Genomic DNA, 15,743 nt, shown 5'->3' on the forward strand with positions numbered 1-15,743 from the left:
TGTTTTGATGTCCGGCTGGTGGGTGTTGGCTAAAACAGCTTCGTCTGAAACGGATATCAAACGCAGCAGGTTTTTATGTACTTTATGGCCAATCCAAAACCTTGCTGAAGGTCAGCAGATGATTCGTCAGCAAAAACAGCAACATCCGCAGGCAGCTCACGTCTGCAGTGCTATGCTATTGCCAGCCGGCCCAACAGGTCAGCCTCAGGCATTCAGTGATGATGGTGAGCCCTCTGGTACAGCTGGTAAACCTATGCTGGCCGTATTGCAAGGCTCTGGCTTGGTAGGGCTTTGTGCTACGGTAGTACGTTATTATGGCGGCGTTCAGCTGGGCACCGGCGGTTTAGTTCGTGCTTACAGTGATTCGGTGCGACAGGCTTTGCTGTCTGCACAACGAGAATTTATACCCATAAGGCATCAGGCAGATTTGTGTTTGTCTTATGCTGCTTTTGAAACTATGCAGCGTTTATGGCAGAACCGCTGGCTGATTGAACAACAAGAGTTTGATCAGCAAGTGCGCTTAACAGTGCGTATCGCTCAAAGCGATCAACAGGAATTTGAACAGCAGTTTATGCAGACCATACTCAGACTGAAAGAACTTCAGGCCAGCATTAGCTGGCATCGCAACGCAGAACAGGGCTCCTGATGCAATACCGTTCTATTATCCGGATTTTAGGCCTGCTGGTTGCCATCTTCAGTATCACCATGTTACCGCCTGCCTTTATCGCCTACTGGTACCAGGATGGCGCTGGTGTACCTTTTATTTTGTCCTTTTTCCTGTCGTTGCTGATAGGTTTTGTCGTTTGGTATCCCAACCGCAATGAAAAGTCTGAACTGAAAGTCCGGGAGGGCTTTTTAATAGTAGTGTTGTTCTGGACAGTGTTAGGGGCTGTTGGTGCTTTGCCGTTCTGGCTGGCAGATAAACCTGATATGAATCTGGCCGCCAGTATGTTTGAAGCCTTTTCAGGTTTAACCACCACGGGCGCTACTGTGCTGACAGGTTTAGAAAGCCTGCCTAAAGCTATATTGTATTACCGCCAGCAACTGCAATGGTTTGGTGGTATGGGGATTATCGTTTTAGCTGTGGCTATTCTGCCGATGTTAGGGGTGGGTGGTATGCAGTTGTACCGTGCTGAAACGCCTGGCCCGGTGAAAGACAACAAAATGACGCCCCGTATTGCCGATACCGCCAAACATCTGTGGTTTATTTATTTAGGTATTACCATTGCCTGCGCTTTGTCTTTTTATATTGCAGGTATGAGTGCTTTTGATGCCATTTGTCATGCGTTCTCTACTGTGGCTATAGGGGGGTTCTCTACTTACGACGCCAGCATAGGTTACTTTAACAGTGTCAGTATCAATATGATTTGTGTGGTGTTTTTGCTGATCAGCTCAGTCAATTTTCCACTGCATTTTGCGGCTGTGCGTGGCAAAAACATCAAAACCTACTGGCGTGATCCTGAGTTAAAAGCTTTTATGGTGATCCAACTGGCCTTGATGGTGATTTGTTTTCTGGTGCTTTTGGAAGAACAAATTTATCCGGACTTACTCAGCGCGCTGAATCATGGTGTGTTTCAGGCTGTGTCTATGTCGACTACTGCAGGTTTCTCCACAGCAAGCTTTTCCAGCTGGCCTTTGTTTTTGCCTATTTTGCTGATTTTCGCCAGCTTTATTGGTGGTTGTGCAGGGTCTACCGCCGGTGGTTTAAAAGTAGTCAGGGTGCTGCTGTTATTCCTGCAGGGCAAAAGGGAGTTAAACCGTTTAGTGCATCCAAGAGCTGTGTATTCCATCAAGCTTGGGCGTCGGCCTGTACCAGATCGGATAGTGGAAGCGGTTTGGGGCTTTTTTGCGGCTTATACCCTGGTGTTTGTGGTTATTATGTTATTGCTGCTGCTGGTTGGCATGGACAATATCAGCGCCTTTACCGCCACAGCGGCCTGTTTAAATAACTTAGGCCCAGGCTTAGGTGAAGTAGCCGCCAACTTTGCCTCAGTGCCCGACGCCGGCAAATGGATTTTGGTCGTGGCTATGATCTTTGGGCGTTTAGAGATTTTTACCTTACTGGTGCTGTTTACAGCGGCATTTTGGAAGGATTAAGTTAGATTGGAATTTCAGACGGGCGGGTTGTAGGGGCCGGGCTTGCCCCCGCCCTTCCTTATGCACCGCGGTATCATTAGACGGGCGCGGATAAACCGCGCCCCTACAGTCGAAACATCAAATAAATATCGCACTCACCTGGAACAAGCGTTCCACTTCGGTGATGTACTTTTTATCCACCAAAAATAAAATCACATGATCGTCAGTTTCAATCACCACGTTATCGTGAGCTATTAATACTTCGTCGCCACGCACTATGGCGCCTATGGTCGCACCTGGTGGCAGTTTAATCTGGCCTATGGCCTGACCTACCACTTTAGACGTCGACTTATCACCATGAGCCACTGCCTCTATGGCTTCTGCAGCGCCTCTGCGCAGTGAGTACACATTCACTATGTCACCACGGCGGATATGGGTCAGCAATGCTGAAATAGTAGCTTGCTGTGGTGATACGGCTATATCTACTTCGCCACCTTGCAGCAAATCTACATAAGCACCGCGTTTAATCAGCACCATGGTTTTTTGTGCGCCCATACGTTTGGCCAGCATGGCCGACATAATATTGGCTTCATCGTCATTGGTAACGGCTAAAAACACATCGACCTGTTCGATATTTTCTTCTTCCAACAGCTCAGGGTCTGAAGCATCGCCAATATAAACCACTGTATTGTCCAAAGCGCTGGACAGGTATTCGGCACGCTCTTTACTGCGTTCTATCAGCTTCACGCTATGGTTTTTCTCTAAAGCACGAGCCAAACCATAACCTACGTTACCGCCACCTGCGATCATAATGCGGTGATAGCTTTTCTCCAGCTTTTGTAGCTCGCTCATCACAGCGCGGATATGTTTAGTTGCAGCGACAAAAAACACTTCATCGTCTGCTTCTATCACTGTGGTGCCTAAAGGCTTAATAGCGTGACCACGACGGTAGATAGCTGCAACACGGGCGTCCACATGCGGCATATGCTGTTTTAAAGTGGATAAGGCATGGCCTACCAGTAAACCACCGTAATAGGCTTTTACTGCCACTAAACTAACCCGGCCTTCGGCAAATTCCACCACCTGCAAAGCGCCTGGGTAGTCGATTAAGCGTTTGATATAGTCGGTCACCAGAGTTTCGGGGGAGATGAAGTGATCCACCGGCATATCGTCTTTATGAAATAACTGTTCGCGGTATTTCAGATACTGGTTAGTACGGATACGGGCAATTTTCAGCGGCGTATTAAAAATACTGTAGGCCACCTGACAAGCGACAATGTTGACTTCGTCGCTGCTGGTGACGGCAATAATCATATCGGCGTCTTCAGCGCCAGCACGTTTTAAAATATCAGGGTGCGCACTATGGCCATGCACTACCTGCAGATCGTATCTGTCCTGCAGGGCTCGTAGTTTTTCAATATTGGTGTCGACGACTGTAATGTCGTTTTGTTCACCGACCAGGTTTTCCGCTAAAGTGCCACCAACCTGACCTGCACCCAAAATGATAATTTTCATAAAGCCTCTGCGTTACCGCTTTGTCTTGCGAAGTTTGGCATAAAAGAAACCATCCATCTGTTGCTGGCCCGGCAAAATTTGCCAGTGCAGTTGTGGGTGGCTATCGGCCAGCGGGATCAGTTGTGCATCTGCATGGTCGGCTAAAAAGGCTTCTATTTGTTGCTGGTTTTCTTCCGGCAATACAGAGCAGGTGGCATACAACAGTTCAGCATCAGGTTTTAATAAAGGCCAGATATTACGCAGAATTTGTTGTTGTAGCTCAACCAGTGGCGCTATATCGGTTTTTTTCCGCAACCAGCGAATATCAGGGTGACGACGGATCACGCCGGTGGCAGAACAGGGCACATCCAGCAATATACGATCAAAAGTTTGAAAACCTGCCCAGTCGTCCGGGTCTGCAGCGTCAGCAGCCATTACACGGGCATCTAAACCTAAGCGGTCCAGATTGTCGTATACCCTGTCTAAACGGCGTGGGTCTTTATCCAGCGCTAATACATCAGCTTCTGGTGCCAGTTCCAGAATATGGCAGGTTTTGCCACCAGGGGCGCAGCAGGCATCTAAAACTGAATCCTTGTTACGAGCGCCGAGGAAATAAGCGGCGTGCTGAGCTGCACCATCCTGCACTGAAAACCAACCATCGGCATAACCTGGTAATAAGGTCACATCAGAGGCCTGTTCAAGCAATAAGGCACAAGGCAAATAAGCAAAAGGCTGACTGGCGGCTATGCCTTCGGCGGCAAGAGCCGCTAAATAAGCTTCAGGTGTGGTACGTAACTGATTTACTCTAAGCCACAAAGGCGCTTTTTGCTGATTTTCATCCAGTATCTGTTGCCAGTTGTCCGGATAAGCTTGTTGTAACTGGGTGATGATCCAGCCTGGATGGTTGTACTGGACTGGTAAAGGCGAGTCCTGAAAATCAAAAACTTCAGGTTTACGTTGCACTGAACGTAACACCGCATTAATTAAACCTGTCAGGCTTTGACCTTTTAATTCTCGGGCCGCTTCTACGGTTTCGCCTATGGCGGCATGGTCTGGCACCCGTAAAAACTTTAGTTGGTACAAACCAACGTAAATCAAAAACTGCAAAGGGCGCAGATGTTTGACCAGAGGTTTATCCATCAGCTTCTGACAGACCGTTTCCAGCTGGGGCAAATAGCGCATCACACCAAAACAGATTTCCTGCAGCAGGGCTTTATCTAAAGGCGAGTCCAGTTCAATCTGAGCTTTATGCAAAACTTCTGACAAGGACTTACCCTGATCCACCACCTGATAACAGGCTGTTGCTGCCAGAGCGCGTAAATTTTTACTCATTTGCTCTGCTCATCAACAGGGGGCAATATCTGGCCTGGCTGAAACCAGTCGGCGCGGCCATTGAGGAAATCCATCACTTTCATGGCTTTTTTGCCGGCAGGCTGTAATTCGGTGATCACTAAAACCCCATCAGAGGTTTGAATGGCAATGCCTTTTTTATCCACCCGCAACACCTGACCTGGCGTGCCTGAACCTGGTTCTGTCACAGCGCGCCAGATTTTCAGTTGCTGAGTACCCAGTTGCAAGTAACTCATAGGCCATGGATTAAAAGCCCGGATTTCGCGCTCTAGCGCAGCGGCTGGCTTGGTGAAATCCAATAAAGCTTCTTCTTTAGATAATTTTTCGGCGTAGTTGGCTAACTCATCCTGCTGCGGTTGGGCTTTGGCTTGCAGCGCTTCTAAATTGGCTAATGCTTCCACTAAAGCGACAGGGCCAGTGAGCGCCAGTTTGTCGTACAAGCTGGTGCTGGTTTCATCTGCTGCTATAGGGGTGCAAACTTTGCTCAGCATAGCGCCTGTATCCAAACCTATATCCATCTGCATAATAGTGACACCGGATTCTGCGTCTCCGGCCCAAATGGCACGTTGAATAGGTGCAGCACCACGCCAGCGTGGTAACAACGAACCATGCACATTGATGCAACCTAAACGAGGTGCATCTAACGCAGCTTGTGGCAAGATCAGGCCATAAGCGACCACCACCATCAAGTCCGCATTTAAGGCAGCTAATTCTTGCTGAGCAGCGGCCTTTTTTAACGACTTAGGCTGATACACCGGAATATCATGTTGCAAAGCCAGTTGTTTTACCGGGCTTTGTTGCAGCTGATGACCACGACCTGCAGGTCTGTCGGGTTGACTGTAGACGGCAATCACCTGATGAGGAGAATCCAGCAGGGCGGCGAGATGGCGGGCAGCAAAATCTGGTGTGCCCGCAAAAATAATACGTAACGGAGTGGTCAAAATAATTCCTGCTTGGTTAACGGGCTGCGAGGCGAGCTTCTTTTTCCAGCTTTTTCTTAATACGGTCACGTTTTAACGGCGATAAATAGTCGATAAACAGCTTGCCCACTAAGTGATCCAGCTCGTGCTGTAAACAAATGGCCAGCAAACCTTCAGCCTGCAGTTCAAACCACTCGCCTTTGGTGTTTTGCGCTTTGACTGTCACTGCAGCGGCGCGTTCCACTTTGGCGTAGCTTTGTGGCACAGACAAGCAGCCTTCTTCGTATTCAGTGTCACCACTTTTGGCAATGATTTCAGGGTTGATAAAAATCATCGGCTCGTTACGGTTTTCTGAGACGTCGATCACTACAACCCGCTTGTGTACATTGACCTGAGTGGCCGCTAAACCTATGCCGTTTTCGTCATACATAGTGTCCAGCATATCTGCTGTTAGTTGCTTAATTTCGGCCGTAACTTCAGGCACTGCTGCTGCTACTGTGCGTAAACGGTCATCTGGATAATGTAAAACTGTTAATACTGTCATGGAACCTACAAAAGTCGTCTATGTTCAATTGGCTGTGCTATGGTCTAATTTTAGCCATTTATGCACAGTATGAATAGCTTAGTGTGCAAGAATTACTATAAGTACGAATGGGGATGGTGTTATGCGACAGCAGCTTCTTGCTTTTTTGGTCAGCTTTTCTGCGTTTTTCAGTATGGATCTGGTGGCTGATGAGCTGAAACTCAAGGTTGATGCGCCAACCTTGTATCTGGTGAAAACCGGCGATACCTTATGGGATATAGCTGGCTTGTATCTGCAGCACCCCTGGTTATGGCCACGTTTATGGAAACTGAATCCTCAGGTGAATAATCCCCATCTGATTTATCCGGGTGATCAATTGCATTTGCAGTTTGATGCCGATGGTCAGCCGATACTGACGTTAAACAGTCAAAGAGTGGCGGTCAGTTCGTCAGGCCCAGTAAAGGCTCCAGATCATTCCGCAGTTTCAGGCAGCATCAAATTAACACCTCAAATCCGCCGTATAGCAAAAGCTGATAAACCAGTGCCATCTATTGCCTTGGCCGTGATCGAACCTTTTTTATCGGAAGAGCAATTGGTTTCAGAAGAGCAGCTGGAAAACCTGCCTTATGTCCTGGGTGGGCAACAGAATGTCAAAAATGCTGTGTCTGGCCATGTGCTTTATGTCAAAGGTGAACTGGACCAGACCCAACGTTATGGCATTTATCGCCAGGGGGAAGCTTATGAAGATCCGCAAACCGGTGATCTGATGGGTTATGAAGCTGTATTAATGGCTGAAGCTAAAGTCTTGCCGCCAGCTATGGTGGATGAACAACAAGTCAGCCGGATTGAAGTGCAAAATTCCAGAAGGGAAGTGAGGCAAGGTGATCGCTTATTAGCTATGCCACAGCAGTCGCTGTATCCGGATTTTTTTCAGCTGCAATCCCCGGAAGCTTTGGTTTCAGGGGTTATAGTGGACAGTGCATCCCAATGGCGTGAGTTCGCCAAAGGGGAAATTGTGCTGTTGAATCAAGGCCAGAATGCTCAGTTGCAACCCGGTCATTTGCTGGGAATATTTCGTCAGTCACCGCCAGTGGTCGATTTTGGTGATAAACCTTCTTATCCGGAAGACAGCGACAAACTCCAGCGTATTCTGCATGAAATGGTGGGCTCTGCTGATGAAATGCCAACTGAGTTAGTGGGCCAGCTGATGATTGTAAAAGTGGACGAACACAGCAGCTTTGCGATGATTTTACGCACTGAACAGCCTGTTCGGGTGGGAGATTTAATAGGTAATCTCTGATAGTTTAACAAAGGAGAGGAACATGGATGACCTCGAGCATTGGATCCGTTTAGCAGCTATTCCATCTATGGACAGACTGAAGCATCAGCAGTGGGCTGAGCTGGTTTCTTCAGCTGACTTCCATCAACTGGATGATCAGCAACTGCAGCAGCTAGGGTTTACTGCGGGCCAAATCCAGTGCCACAGAGCCATCACGCCGCAGCGTATTGAGCATTGCCTTGAGTGGCTACAAAGCAGCCCCAATCACCATTTTGTTCGTTACACAGACCCGCTTTACCCTGAATTACTCAGCCAGATTAAGCAGCCGCCTTTTGCCTTGTTTATCAAAGGTAACCCGGCTTTGTTAAACGAAGCGCAGATTGCAATAGTGGGCAGTCGCCAGCCCACGGCCACAGGTAAACAAGTGGCCTTTAATTTTGCCGCCGATTTATGCCGCTTAGGTTTAACTGTCACCAGCGGTATGGCCAAAGGCATAGATGGTTGTAGTCATAAAGGGGCTTTGTCTGTGCTCGGCAACACTATTGCGGTGCTTGGTCATGGTTTTGATACTGTGTATCCGGCGCAGCATAAAGACTTGGCCGCAGAAATTGCCAACAGCGGCGCTTTGGTATCGGAGTTTTTACCTGATGTGCAGCCTAAAGGAGATCATTTCCCGTTACGTAACCGTATAGTTGTAGGCTTAAGTGTAGGAACTTTAGTAGTGGAAGCCGCACTTAAAAGTGGTTCCTTGATTAGCGCGGGTTATACGGCAGAGTATAGCCGGGAGCTTTTTGTGATCCCAGGTTCCATCTACAATCCGCAAGCGGCAGGCTGTCATCAGTTAATTCAGCAAGGTGCTAAATTAACCACTTGTGTGGCCGATATCATAGAAGAATGGAGCTTTTTGCAAAATAACAGTCTAAGTACTGTAAAGGACAAAGAAAAAAAGTTACAAACAGGCTTGTTTGACGACGGCTTGTTGGCTAACGTAGGAGATGAGGCCACTGCGATTGATCGTATTGCAGAACGTAGTGGTTTATCTGTAGCGCAAGTCTCAATTGAATTGCTTCAGCTGGAATTGGCCGGTGAAGTGGCAGCAGTACCTGGTGGTTACATCAGAGTGAGGAGGGCCTGACTATGTTTGATATCCTCATATATTTGTTCGAAAACTACATCCATAACGAGTCAGAAATTTATGTGAATCATGCCGATCTGCAGCGTGAGCTCAGCAAAGCCGGTTTCCATGATGATGATATTTTTAAGGCCCTGCGTTGGCTGGATTCTTTATCTGCCTTGCAGGAAAGTCATGTTAAGCCCTATTTAACCAAAGTTAATTCGACCGCAATTCGTATTTATACTGTGGAAGAGCAACGTAAGCTGGAGACTGAGTGTCAGGGTTTCCTGCTGTTTCTGGAACAAATCAACGTGCTGGACGCGCCCACCCGCGAGATGGTATTGGACAGAGTAATGGACCTGGATCAGAGTTCTGTGAGTCTGGACGATTTAAAATGGGTGGTGTTGATGGTGCTGTTTAATGTGCCTGGTCGTGAAAATGCTTATGCCCAGATGGAAGACCTTATTTTTGACGAACCTACAGGGCCGCTGCATTAAGCGGCCTTTTTCGTTGCAAGCCTCGCTGTAACGACTATTACTTTGGGTATATAATCTGTGCTGTTTTCTTCTATGGCCTTTGTATGTCCCAGTCTGACGATACACTTTTTCAACATGAAAAAACCGCAGAGCCTTGTCCTCTGTGTGGCCATGCTTTGCAGATTAAAAGTGGCAAAAATGGGCCTTTTTTAGGCTGTAGCAACTATCCGGCCTGTAATTACCTCAAAGCGCTGCATCCCCATGAAAATACAGTGGTAAAAGTACTGGAGGATCAACTTTGTCCAGAATGTGGAAACGAACTGGCGGTCAAAAACGGTCGCTACGGTATGTTTATTGGTTGTAGCCATTACCCACATTGTCATTTTATTGTGCATGCCGATGAACCCGAACCCAGTGATGTGCCTTGCCCTGAATGCAAAAAAGGCCAATTGCTGGAGCGTACCAGCAAATATGGCAAAGCTTTTTATGGCTGCAGCAGATACCCGGACTGTAAATGCCTGCTGAATTTTAAGCCTGTCGAAGGGCAATGCCAGTTCTGTAATTATCCATTGTTGATGGAAAAACCTTCGGCTTCTGGTGTGAAACTACTGTGCGCCAGTAAAAAATGTCAGAAAGTGCAGGGCAGTTAAAGCTGGCAAAGAAAGGGCTACTTCGCCAGCTTTAGAATGTTATTGCAGTTGTTTCAGCCGAGCCGCCACTAAATCCAGTTCTGGAAACTCATCTTCAGGTAAATGCTGACGCAACAGATCAAAACGTTGTGCCAGTTCGCTGGTGCTGGTGGCACTTAAATTGATATGCCCCATTTTTCGGCCCGGTCTTTTACCTTTGCCGTACCAGTGTAAATGGCAGCTTGGCAAAGTTAATACTGCAGGGCTGACATGATCTTCACCCAGAATATTCACCATCAAAGTGGGACGCACTAAAGCTGTGCTGCCGAGTGGCAAACCACAAACTGCCCGTAAATGATTTTCAAACTGGCAGGTGTCTGCACCTTGTTGGGTCCAGTGTCCTGAGTTGTGCACCCTTGGTGCTATCTCATTCACCATCAACTTATCGCCAACCTGAAAAAACTCCAGCGCCAATACACCAACATAATCCAAAGCCGTGGCTACAGCTTCAAACATCTGCTTAGCTTGTTGTTGTAATTCCTGTTGACCAGGTAAAGCCAGAGATACCGCCAGTACACCAGAGACATGATGATTTTCTGTCAGAGGGTAAACCACCATATCGCCAGCCTGATTACGGGCGCCGACTAAACTGACTTCACGGTCAAAACGGACAAACTGCTCTGCCACTATGGCTTGTGGCAATGTGTGATCAGCTCCTGCCATAAACTGCTGAATATCAGCCCAAACCCCTTGTGCATCCGCCTGAGTTTTTAAACGCCATTGGCCTTTGCCGTCATAACCTGCCAAGGCACTTTTCAGCACCAGTGGTAAACCCAGCTGTTCAATCGCCTGATAAAAATCCTGTTCAGTCACCACAATGCTGTAGGCGGCGTTAGTCACAGCAGCTTTATCCAGCAATTGTTTTTCCTGACGCCTGTCGCCACCTGCTTTAATAGCTGTGCTGTTCGGTAAAAACTTACCGCTTTGCTGGCAAAGCTCCTGAACCGGGTAAGGGATATGCTCAAACTCAGAAGTGATCACATCCGCATTGGCTATAGCTTGTGCCAGACCAGTCCCCAGTTTTTGCTGAGTGACAGGGTCAACAATAGTGTCGCTGTTCACATCATAAGCTGAAACTTTTAAGTTCAGCGGTGTGCCAGCCAGGCTCATCATGCGAGCCAGTTGACCAGCACCTAAAACCAGAACCTTCATCAGTTATTCCTCGGCTGGGTTAGGCTGGGCAAGCACTGTGTCTGTTTGTTCTTTGCGGAATGCATCAATTTTGCTCATCAGCTCTGCATCAGAGGTCGCCAGAATTTGAGCTGCCAGTAAACCAGCGTTGGTCGCGCCAGCTTCGCCTATAGCAAGAGTACCCACTGCAACACCTTTAGGCATCTGCACTATGGATAACAAAGAGTCCAGACCTTTTAAAGCTTTAGACTGCACAGGCACACCTAAGACGGGCAAGCTGGTAAAAGCCGCAGCCATACCAGGTAAATGCGCTGCACCACCTGCACCTGCAATAATGACTTTTAAACCACGTGCAGCTGCACTAGTGGCATAGTCGGCTAAGAGTTGAGGAGTTCTGTGAGCTGAAACAACGGTAGTTTCATAGGCGATTTGAAAACGATCTAACATATCGGCCGCGTTTTTCATTGTGGGCCAATCAGATTTAGACCCCATGATAATACCTACTTTCATCGTTGTTTCCTTAAAGCTGCTAAGAACTGGCATAATAAGGCCGCTATTATATACGCAAAGTAATTGAAGCTGTAGCTTCTGCTAAGACTCTGGCCGTGACCAGAAAGACTTTTGACTAAAAAACCTCAGATACAGGGCTCAGAAAAGTGACAGATATAACATCTGCCGTTACTGCGTTGCGGCAAGGCCAGGTGATTGCCTATCCAACCGAAGCTGTTTTTGGTGTCGGCTGCGACCCGGATAATAGCCAGGCCATCGAAACTTTGTTGCAGGTCAAACAAAGGCCAAAATCCAAGGGCTTAATCTTAATAGCTGCAGACTTTTCTCAGCTGATTCCTTATATTGCAGCCGAAAAGCTAAGCATGGAACAAACTCAGCTGATGCTGGACTCATGGCGTGATAGCGCTGGTGTTAAAGATAAAGCCGCTGTGACCTGGGTTGTGCCAGCTTCAACACGTTGCACTGATTGGCTGACAGGGCAGTTTGATAGCATTGCCATTCGGGTTTGTGATCACCCAGTAGTGCAGCAGTTATGCCTTGCTTTTGGGAAGCCTATCACGTCCACCAGCGCGAATTTATCAGGCCTTGAGCCCTGTCGCAGCACAGCCGAAGTGCAGCTTCAACTGGCAGATAAAGTTGCTGTAATAGTGGATGCGCCAACAGGTGGACGCGCTGTGCCGTCAGAAATACGAGATATCACTACAGGCCATATTTACCGGGCGGGTTAATATCCGGCTGCGAATCAAGAGATAAGCAAATGCAAAACGTCGATAAACATCAGGTAAAAGCTTTTTTAATGGCACTGCAGGACAGTATTTGCGCTGAACTTGCAGCTGCTGATGGCGCAGTAGACTTTGCAGAAGAAAGCTGGGACAGAGCCGAAGGTGGTGGTGGTCGCAGCCGGGTTCTGACTCATGGTGCTGTATTTGAGCAGGCTGGTGTTAATTTCTCTCATGTGTTTGGCGATAAGATGCCTGGTTCAGCCACGGCACACCGGCCTGAATTGGCGGGTCGTAAGTTTGAAGCTATGGGCGTGTCTTTAGTGATCCACCCGTTGAATCCACATATCCCCACCAGTCATGCCAATGTGCGGTTTTTTATCGCCGAAAAAGAAGGTGAAGCACCTGTCTGGTGGTTTGGTGGAGGTTTTGATTTAACCCCTTTTTATCCGGTTGAAGCTGATGTAGTGCATTGGCATCAGGTAGCCAAAGACTGCTGTGATCGTTTTGATGCCGCTTATTACCCTAAGTACAAAAAATGGTGTGATGAATACTTCTACTTAAAACACCGCAACGAAACCCGTGGTGTAGGTGGTTTGTTTTTTGATGATTTAAACGAGCCGGGTTTTGAGCAAAGTTTTGCTTTTATGTCTGCAGTAGGAGAAGCCTTTACTAAGGCTTACGTGCCTATAGTCGAACGTAATAAAGGCAAAGCCTATTCAGAGGCGGAGCGCCAGTTCCAGCTGTATCGCCGTGGCCGTTACGTAGAATTTAATCTGGTATTTGACCGAGGCACTTTGTTTGGTTTGCAAAGTGGCGGCCGCACCGAATCTATCCTGATGTCGATGCCACCATTAGTGCGCTGGCAATATGGTTATCAGCCGGAAGCCGGCAGTGCAGAAGCCAAATTATACGAGCGTTATCTGCAACCTCAGGATTGGCTAGGTCTTGAATAATAAACACAGAGTAACTAAAGGCGCTTCGGCGCCTTGGTTTTATCTGTAGCCCATTGTCTGTAGATCATTATCTGTTGATCATATGGCTGGCCAGTTGCGCCAGCGAATGGCTTAGCCCTTGGCGCAGTAACTTGTCTTCTACCACTTCAGCCAAAGCTTTATCCATACAAAACATCCACTGATCGCGCATCTGTTGATCAACAGCAAAAGGCATATGCCGCATCCGTAAACGTGGATGACCGTATTTTTCTTCAAACAAAGAAGGGCCGCCCAGCCAGCCTGATAAAAACTCAAAAAACTTTTGCCTTATGGCGTCCAGTGGCTGAGGATGAATCGCATACAATTCGGCTGCTTCAGGTACTGTCGACATAATGTCGTAGAATCTGTTAGCCAGACGCCGTGTTGCTGCTTCGCCGCCAATCAGCTCGTAAGGCGTGGTCGCCGGAGTTGGATGTGGCTTGCTATTTGGCTGGCTTTTATTAAAAATCGCGTCAAACAACTTTTTCATGGTGAACCTGTGGACCGTTACGCTGTATTTGGAAATCCTGTTGGGCACTCAAAGTCACCGCTGATCCATAGCTGGTTTGCCAAACAAACCGCACAAGCTTTGAGTTACGAGGCCATTTTAGCACCGGTAGACGCCTTTGCCGACAGCTGGTTTAGCTTTGTTGCTGCGGGAGGCCGTGGTGGTAATGTCACTGTGCCTTTTAAAGAGCAGGCTTATCAGTTGGCAGAACAGCTCAGTGAACGCGCTTTGCAGGCTGGAGCAGTGAACACCTTATATATAGATAAAGAGGGTGTGCTTTGTGGTGATAACACCGATGGTTTAGGTTTAGTGGCTGATTTAACCCGACTGGGAGCGGAGTTAAAAGACACCACTATTTTAGTCTTAGGTGCTGGTGGAGCTTGCCGTGGTGCAGTGGGGCCTTTATTGACTGCTGGTGTAAAGCATATTCATATAGCCAACAGAACAGCAGCAAAGGCTGAAGCAATAGCCGAACTTTTTGATAAGCGGGTGACTGCATCAGGTTATAACGAAGTGCCGGCTGAAAAATGGAGCCTGGTCATCAACGCCACTTCAAGTGGATTGGACCAACAAAGACCGCTGTTAGCAGAACAACATCTTCAGCACTGCTTTTTGGCCTATGATATGTTGTATGGCAAAGAGCCGACCGCTTTTCTGATCTGGTGTCAGCAACAAGGTGTACCTCAATCTGCTGATGGTTTAGGTATGTTAGTCAGTCAGGCCGCAGAAAGCTTTGCCATATGGCGTGGTGTTAAACCTGATGTGACTCCAGTACTGCAGCAACTGACGGCTATGGTGAAGGCATGAACCAGCAACTGATCTTTAATCATGACTTCAGTTTTGATGAAAACACCGATTCAGTCAGTTGTAGTTGTTTAGCTGCTGGCATGCGGCTACGTATCTATATAAAGAAGCCACAAGGCTGGGATAACCAAAGCTGGCTGGAGCAAATAAAAGAAGACTGCTTTTATTGGGAAGAACAAATAGAAGAAGCGGCCAAACAAGACCGCTTTAATACAGATGGTGTGTTGCATCTGGATGGTTCAGCTTAACGGCTCGGCCAGATACTCATCTTTTAATACCACATAGTTAATAGCAGACTGAGTCAGAAAACTACGTTCTGCTTCATTCAGCGGCCTGGCTTGTTTTACCGGGCTGCCTACATATAAGTAACCAGACTCTAATCTTTTGCCAGGTGGTACTAAACTACCGGCACCAATAATGACATCGTCTTCTACTATAACGTCGTCCATCACTATAGCGCCCATACCCACCAGAATACGATTGCCCAACTGACAACCATGCAACATCACTTTATGGCCCACTGTGACATCGTCTCCTATAAGAAGAGGAGAACCGCCCGGGTTCTTTATAGTCGGGCGGGACACATGCAATACAGAACCGTCCTGCACATTAGTGCGCTCACCAATGCGGATAATGTTCACATCACCCCGTGCTGCTACTAATGGCCAGATACTACTATTGAGGCCAATTTGAATATCGCCAACCAAAACAGACGATGGATGCACATAAACCCCGCCATCAAGCTGTGGAGTTTTACCTTTATATGAAGTTAATGACATAAGAATTTCCTCTGCTGCTGCAGGAGTATGCGACAAATGTTGAAAAAAAGCACGGTTCGATTGAATTTCAGGCTGTCGCACTCAAAAGTACAAGTTTTCTCAAAAAGAGTATTGCGCGCCGCCAAAAACTCCCTATAATGCGCGCCATGCCAACGGGGTAGTGCGAAAGCAGCTCTGGGGTGGTTTTGAAATGAAGTGAAAAATGATGCAAAACATCGCTTGACACGACGATGAAAACCACTAAAATGGCCGCCTCGCAGCGCGGTGGAGTCGAAAGGCTCAAAAGTGAAGCGAAGCAGTTTAAGTGGTGAGTTTGAGAAATAAAATCAAAACACTGGCTTGACACAAATTCTGGGAAGTGTAAGATACGCCTCCCGCTGAACGTCCCTGACGCATC

The 15,743-nt window shown here is 47.6% G+C and carries 19 protein-coding genes; 10 read left to right on the top strand and 9 right to left on the bottom strand.

Annotation, left to right across the window (positions count from 1 at the left end; genetic code table 11):
* The first annotated feature begins 7 nt into the window (after positions 1 to 7).
* Positions 8 to 646: an IMPACT family protein gene (locus RHEIN_RS01425; protein ID WP_050801124.1), complete on the top strand. Its 639-nt coding sequence runs from the start codon at positions 8 to 10 to the stop codon at positions 644 to 646.
* Entirely contained in the window at positions 646 to 2,097 is a 1,452-nt protein-coding gene (locus RHEIN_RS01430) for a TrkH family potassium uptake protein (protein WP_008897188.1), read from the top strand. The genes RHEIN_RS01425 and RHEIN_RS01430 overlap by 1 nt, the downstream gene beginning before the upstream one ends.
* A 117-nt stretch (positions 2,098 to 2,214) precedes the next feature.
* Here RHEIN_RS01430 and trkA read toward each other — a convergent pair whose 3' ends face one another.
* From trkA to def, 4 genes are read right to left on the bottom strand one after another with little or no spacing between them, the layout of a single operon-like run.
* A complete protein-coding gene (trkA, locus tag RHEIN_RS01435) occupies positions 2,215 to 3,591 on the bottom strand; it encodes a Trk system potassium transporter TrkA (protein ID WP_008897189.1) in 1,377 nt (458 codons plus the stop codon).
* A gap of 12 nt (positions 3,592 to 3,603) precedes the next feature.
* Entirely contained in the window at positions 3,604 to 4,902 is a 1,299-nt protein-coding gene (gene rsmB / locus RHEIN_RS01440) for a 16S rRNA (cytosine(967)-C(5))-methyltransferase RsmB (protein ID WP_008897190.1), read from the bottom strand.
* The gene (gene fmt / locus RHEIN_RS01445; RefSeq protein WP_008897191.1) at positions 4,899 to 5,861 is read right to left on the bottom strand and encodes a methionyl-tRNA formyltransferase; all 963 of its coding nucleotides are present in this window, start codon (positions 5,859 to 5,861) and stop codon (positions 4,899 to 4,901) included. The genes rsmB and fmt overlap by 4 nt, the downstream gene beginning before the upstream one ends.
* A 16-nt stretch (positions 5,862 to 5,877) precedes the next feature.
* Positions 5,878 to 6,384, bottom strand: coding sequence for a peptide deformylase (def, locus tag RHEIN_RS01450; protein ID WP_008897192.1), 507 nt, complete (start codon positions 6,382 to 6,384; stop codon positions 5,878 to 5,880).
* 121 nt (positions 6,385 to 6,505) lie between these two features.
* Between def and RHEIN_RS01455 the strand changes: the two genes are divergently transcribed.
* The 4 genes from RHEIN_RS01455 to RHEIN_RS01470 all read left to right on the top strand — a co-directional run bounded on the left by RHEIN_RS01455 (position 6,506) and on the right by RHEIN_RS01470 (position 9,882).
* Positions 6,506 to 7,663: a LysM peptidoglycan-binding domain-containing protein gene (locus RHEIN_RS01455; protein WP_008897193.1), complete on the top strand. Its 1,158-nt coding sequence runs from the start codon at positions 6,506 to 6,508 to the stop codon at positions 7,661 to 7,663.
* Between the two features lie 22 nt (positions 7,664 to 7,685).
* Positions 7,686 to 8,777, top strand: a complete 1,092-nt coding sequence (dprA, locus tag RHEIN_RS01460; RefSeq protein ID WP_008897194.1) for a DNA-processing protein DprA — start codon at positions 7,686 to 7,688, stop codon at positions 8,775 to 8,777.
* 2 nt (positions 8,778 to 8,779) lie between these two features.
* On the top strand, positions 8,780 to 9,253 hold the full coding sequence (locus tag RHEIN_RS01465) for a DUF494 family protein (protein WP_008897195.1): 474 nt from the start codon (positions 8,780 to 8,782) through the stop codon (positions 9,251 to 9,253).
* Positions 9,254 to 9,336: 83 nt separating this feature from the next.
* Positions 9,337 to 9,882 (top strand): DNA topoisomerase family protein, encoded by a 546-nt coding sequence (locus tag RHEIN_RS01470; protein ID WP_008897196.1) that lies wholly within the window; start codon positions 9,337 to 9,339, stop codon positions 9,880 to 9,882.
* A 39-nt stretch (positions 9,883 to 9,921) separates the two neighbouring features.
* Here the strand turns inward: RHEIN_RS01470 and RHEIN_RS01475 are convergent, their stop codons facing one another.
* Positions 9,922 to 11,073 carry a 5-(carboxyamino)imidazole ribonucleotide synthase gene (locus tag RHEIN_RS01475; protein WP_008897197.1) on the bottom strand — a complete coding sequence of 384 codons (1,152 nt, stop codon included), beginning with the start codon at positions 11,071 to 11,073 and terminating at the stop codon, positions 9,922 to 9,924.
* A 3-nt stretch (positions 11,074 to 11,076) separates the two neighbouring features.
* Positions 11,077 to 11,562 (bottom strand): 5-(carboxyamino)imidazole ribonucleotide mutase, encoded by a 486-nt coding sequence (purE, locus tag RHEIN_RS01480; RefSeq protein ID WP_008897198.1) that lies wholly within the window; start codon positions 11,560 to 11,562, stop codon positions 11,077 to 11,079.
* A gap of 146 nt (positions 11,563 to 11,708) precedes the next feature.
* On the opposite strand from purE, the gene RHEIN_RS01485 reads away from it, so the two are divergent.
* Together RHEIN_RS01485 and hemF are read left to right on the top strand one after the other, a co-directional pair.
* Positions 11,709 to 12,290 carry a Sua5/YciO/YrdC/YwlC family protein gene (locus RHEIN_RS01485; protein ID WP_008897199.1) on the top strand — a complete coding sequence of 194 codons (582 nt, stop codon included), beginning with the start codon at positions 11,709 to 11,711 and terminating at the stop codon, positions 12,288 to 12,290.
* Between the two features lie 29 nt (positions 12,291 to 12,319).
* Positions 12,320 to 13,237 carry an oxygen-dependent coproporphyrinogen oxidase gene (gene hemF / locus RHEIN_RS01490; RefSeq protein WP_008897200.1) on the top strand — a complete coding sequence of 306 codons (918 nt, stop codon included), beginning with the start codon at positions 12,320 to 12,322 and terminating at the stop codon, positions 13,235 to 13,237.
* Between the two features lie 67 nt (positions 13,238 to 13,304).
* Here the strand turns inward: hemF and RHEIN_RS01495 are convergent, their stop codons facing one another.
* Positions 13,305 to 13,745 carry a group II truncated hemoglobin gene (locus RHEIN_RS01495; RefSeq protein ID WP_040554193.1) on the bottom strand — a complete coding sequence of 147 codons (441 nt, stop codon included), beginning with the start codon at positions 13,743 to 13,745 and terminating at the stop codon, positions 13,305 to 13,307.
* A 9-nt stretch (positions 13,746 to 13,754) separates the two neighbouring features.
* Here RHEIN_RS01495 and aroE point away from each other — a divergent pair, with 9 nt between their 5' ends.
* Positions 13,755 to 14,570: a shikimate dehydrogenase gene (gene aroE / locus RHEIN_RS01500; RefSeq protein WP_443216037.1), complete on the top strand. Its 816-nt coding sequence runs from the start codon at positions 13,755 to 13,757 to the stop codon at positions 14,568 to 14,570.
* On the top strand, positions 14,567 to 14,815 hold the full coding sequence (locus tag RHEIN_RS01505) for a hypothetical protein (RefSeq protein WP_008897203.1): 249 nt from the start codon (positions 14,567 to 14,569) through the stop codon (positions 14,813 to 14,815). The genes aroE and RHEIN_RS01505 overlap by 4 nt, the downstream gene beginning before the upstream one ends.
* On the opposite strand, the gene RHEIN_RS01510 is transcribed toward RHEIN_RS01505, so the two are convergent.
* Both RHEIN_RS01510 and RHEIN_RS21190 read right to left on the bottom strand, forming a co-directional pair.
* Positions 14,807 to 15,346, bottom strand: a complete 540-nt coding sequence (locus tag RHEIN_RS01510) for a gamma carbonic anhydrase family protein (protein ID WP_008897204.1) — start codon at positions 15,344 to 15,346, stop codon at positions 14,807 to 14,809. The two genes, RHEIN_RS01505 and RHEIN_RS01510, sit on opposite strands and share 9 nt — an antisense overlap.
* Positions 15,347 to 15,413: 67 nt before the next feature.
* The coding region (locus tag RHEIN_RS21190) for a hypothetical protein (RefSeq protein ID WP_237704323.1) at positions 15,414 to 15,743 on the bottom strand (330 nt) is incomplete at its 5' end.

The sequence above is a fragment of the Rheinheimera sp. A13L genome (assembly GCF_000217935.1).
In the GTDB taxonomy this organism is placed as follows: domain Bacteria; phylum Pseudomonadota; class Gammaproteobacteria; order Enterobacterales; family Alteromonadaceae; genus Pararheinheimera.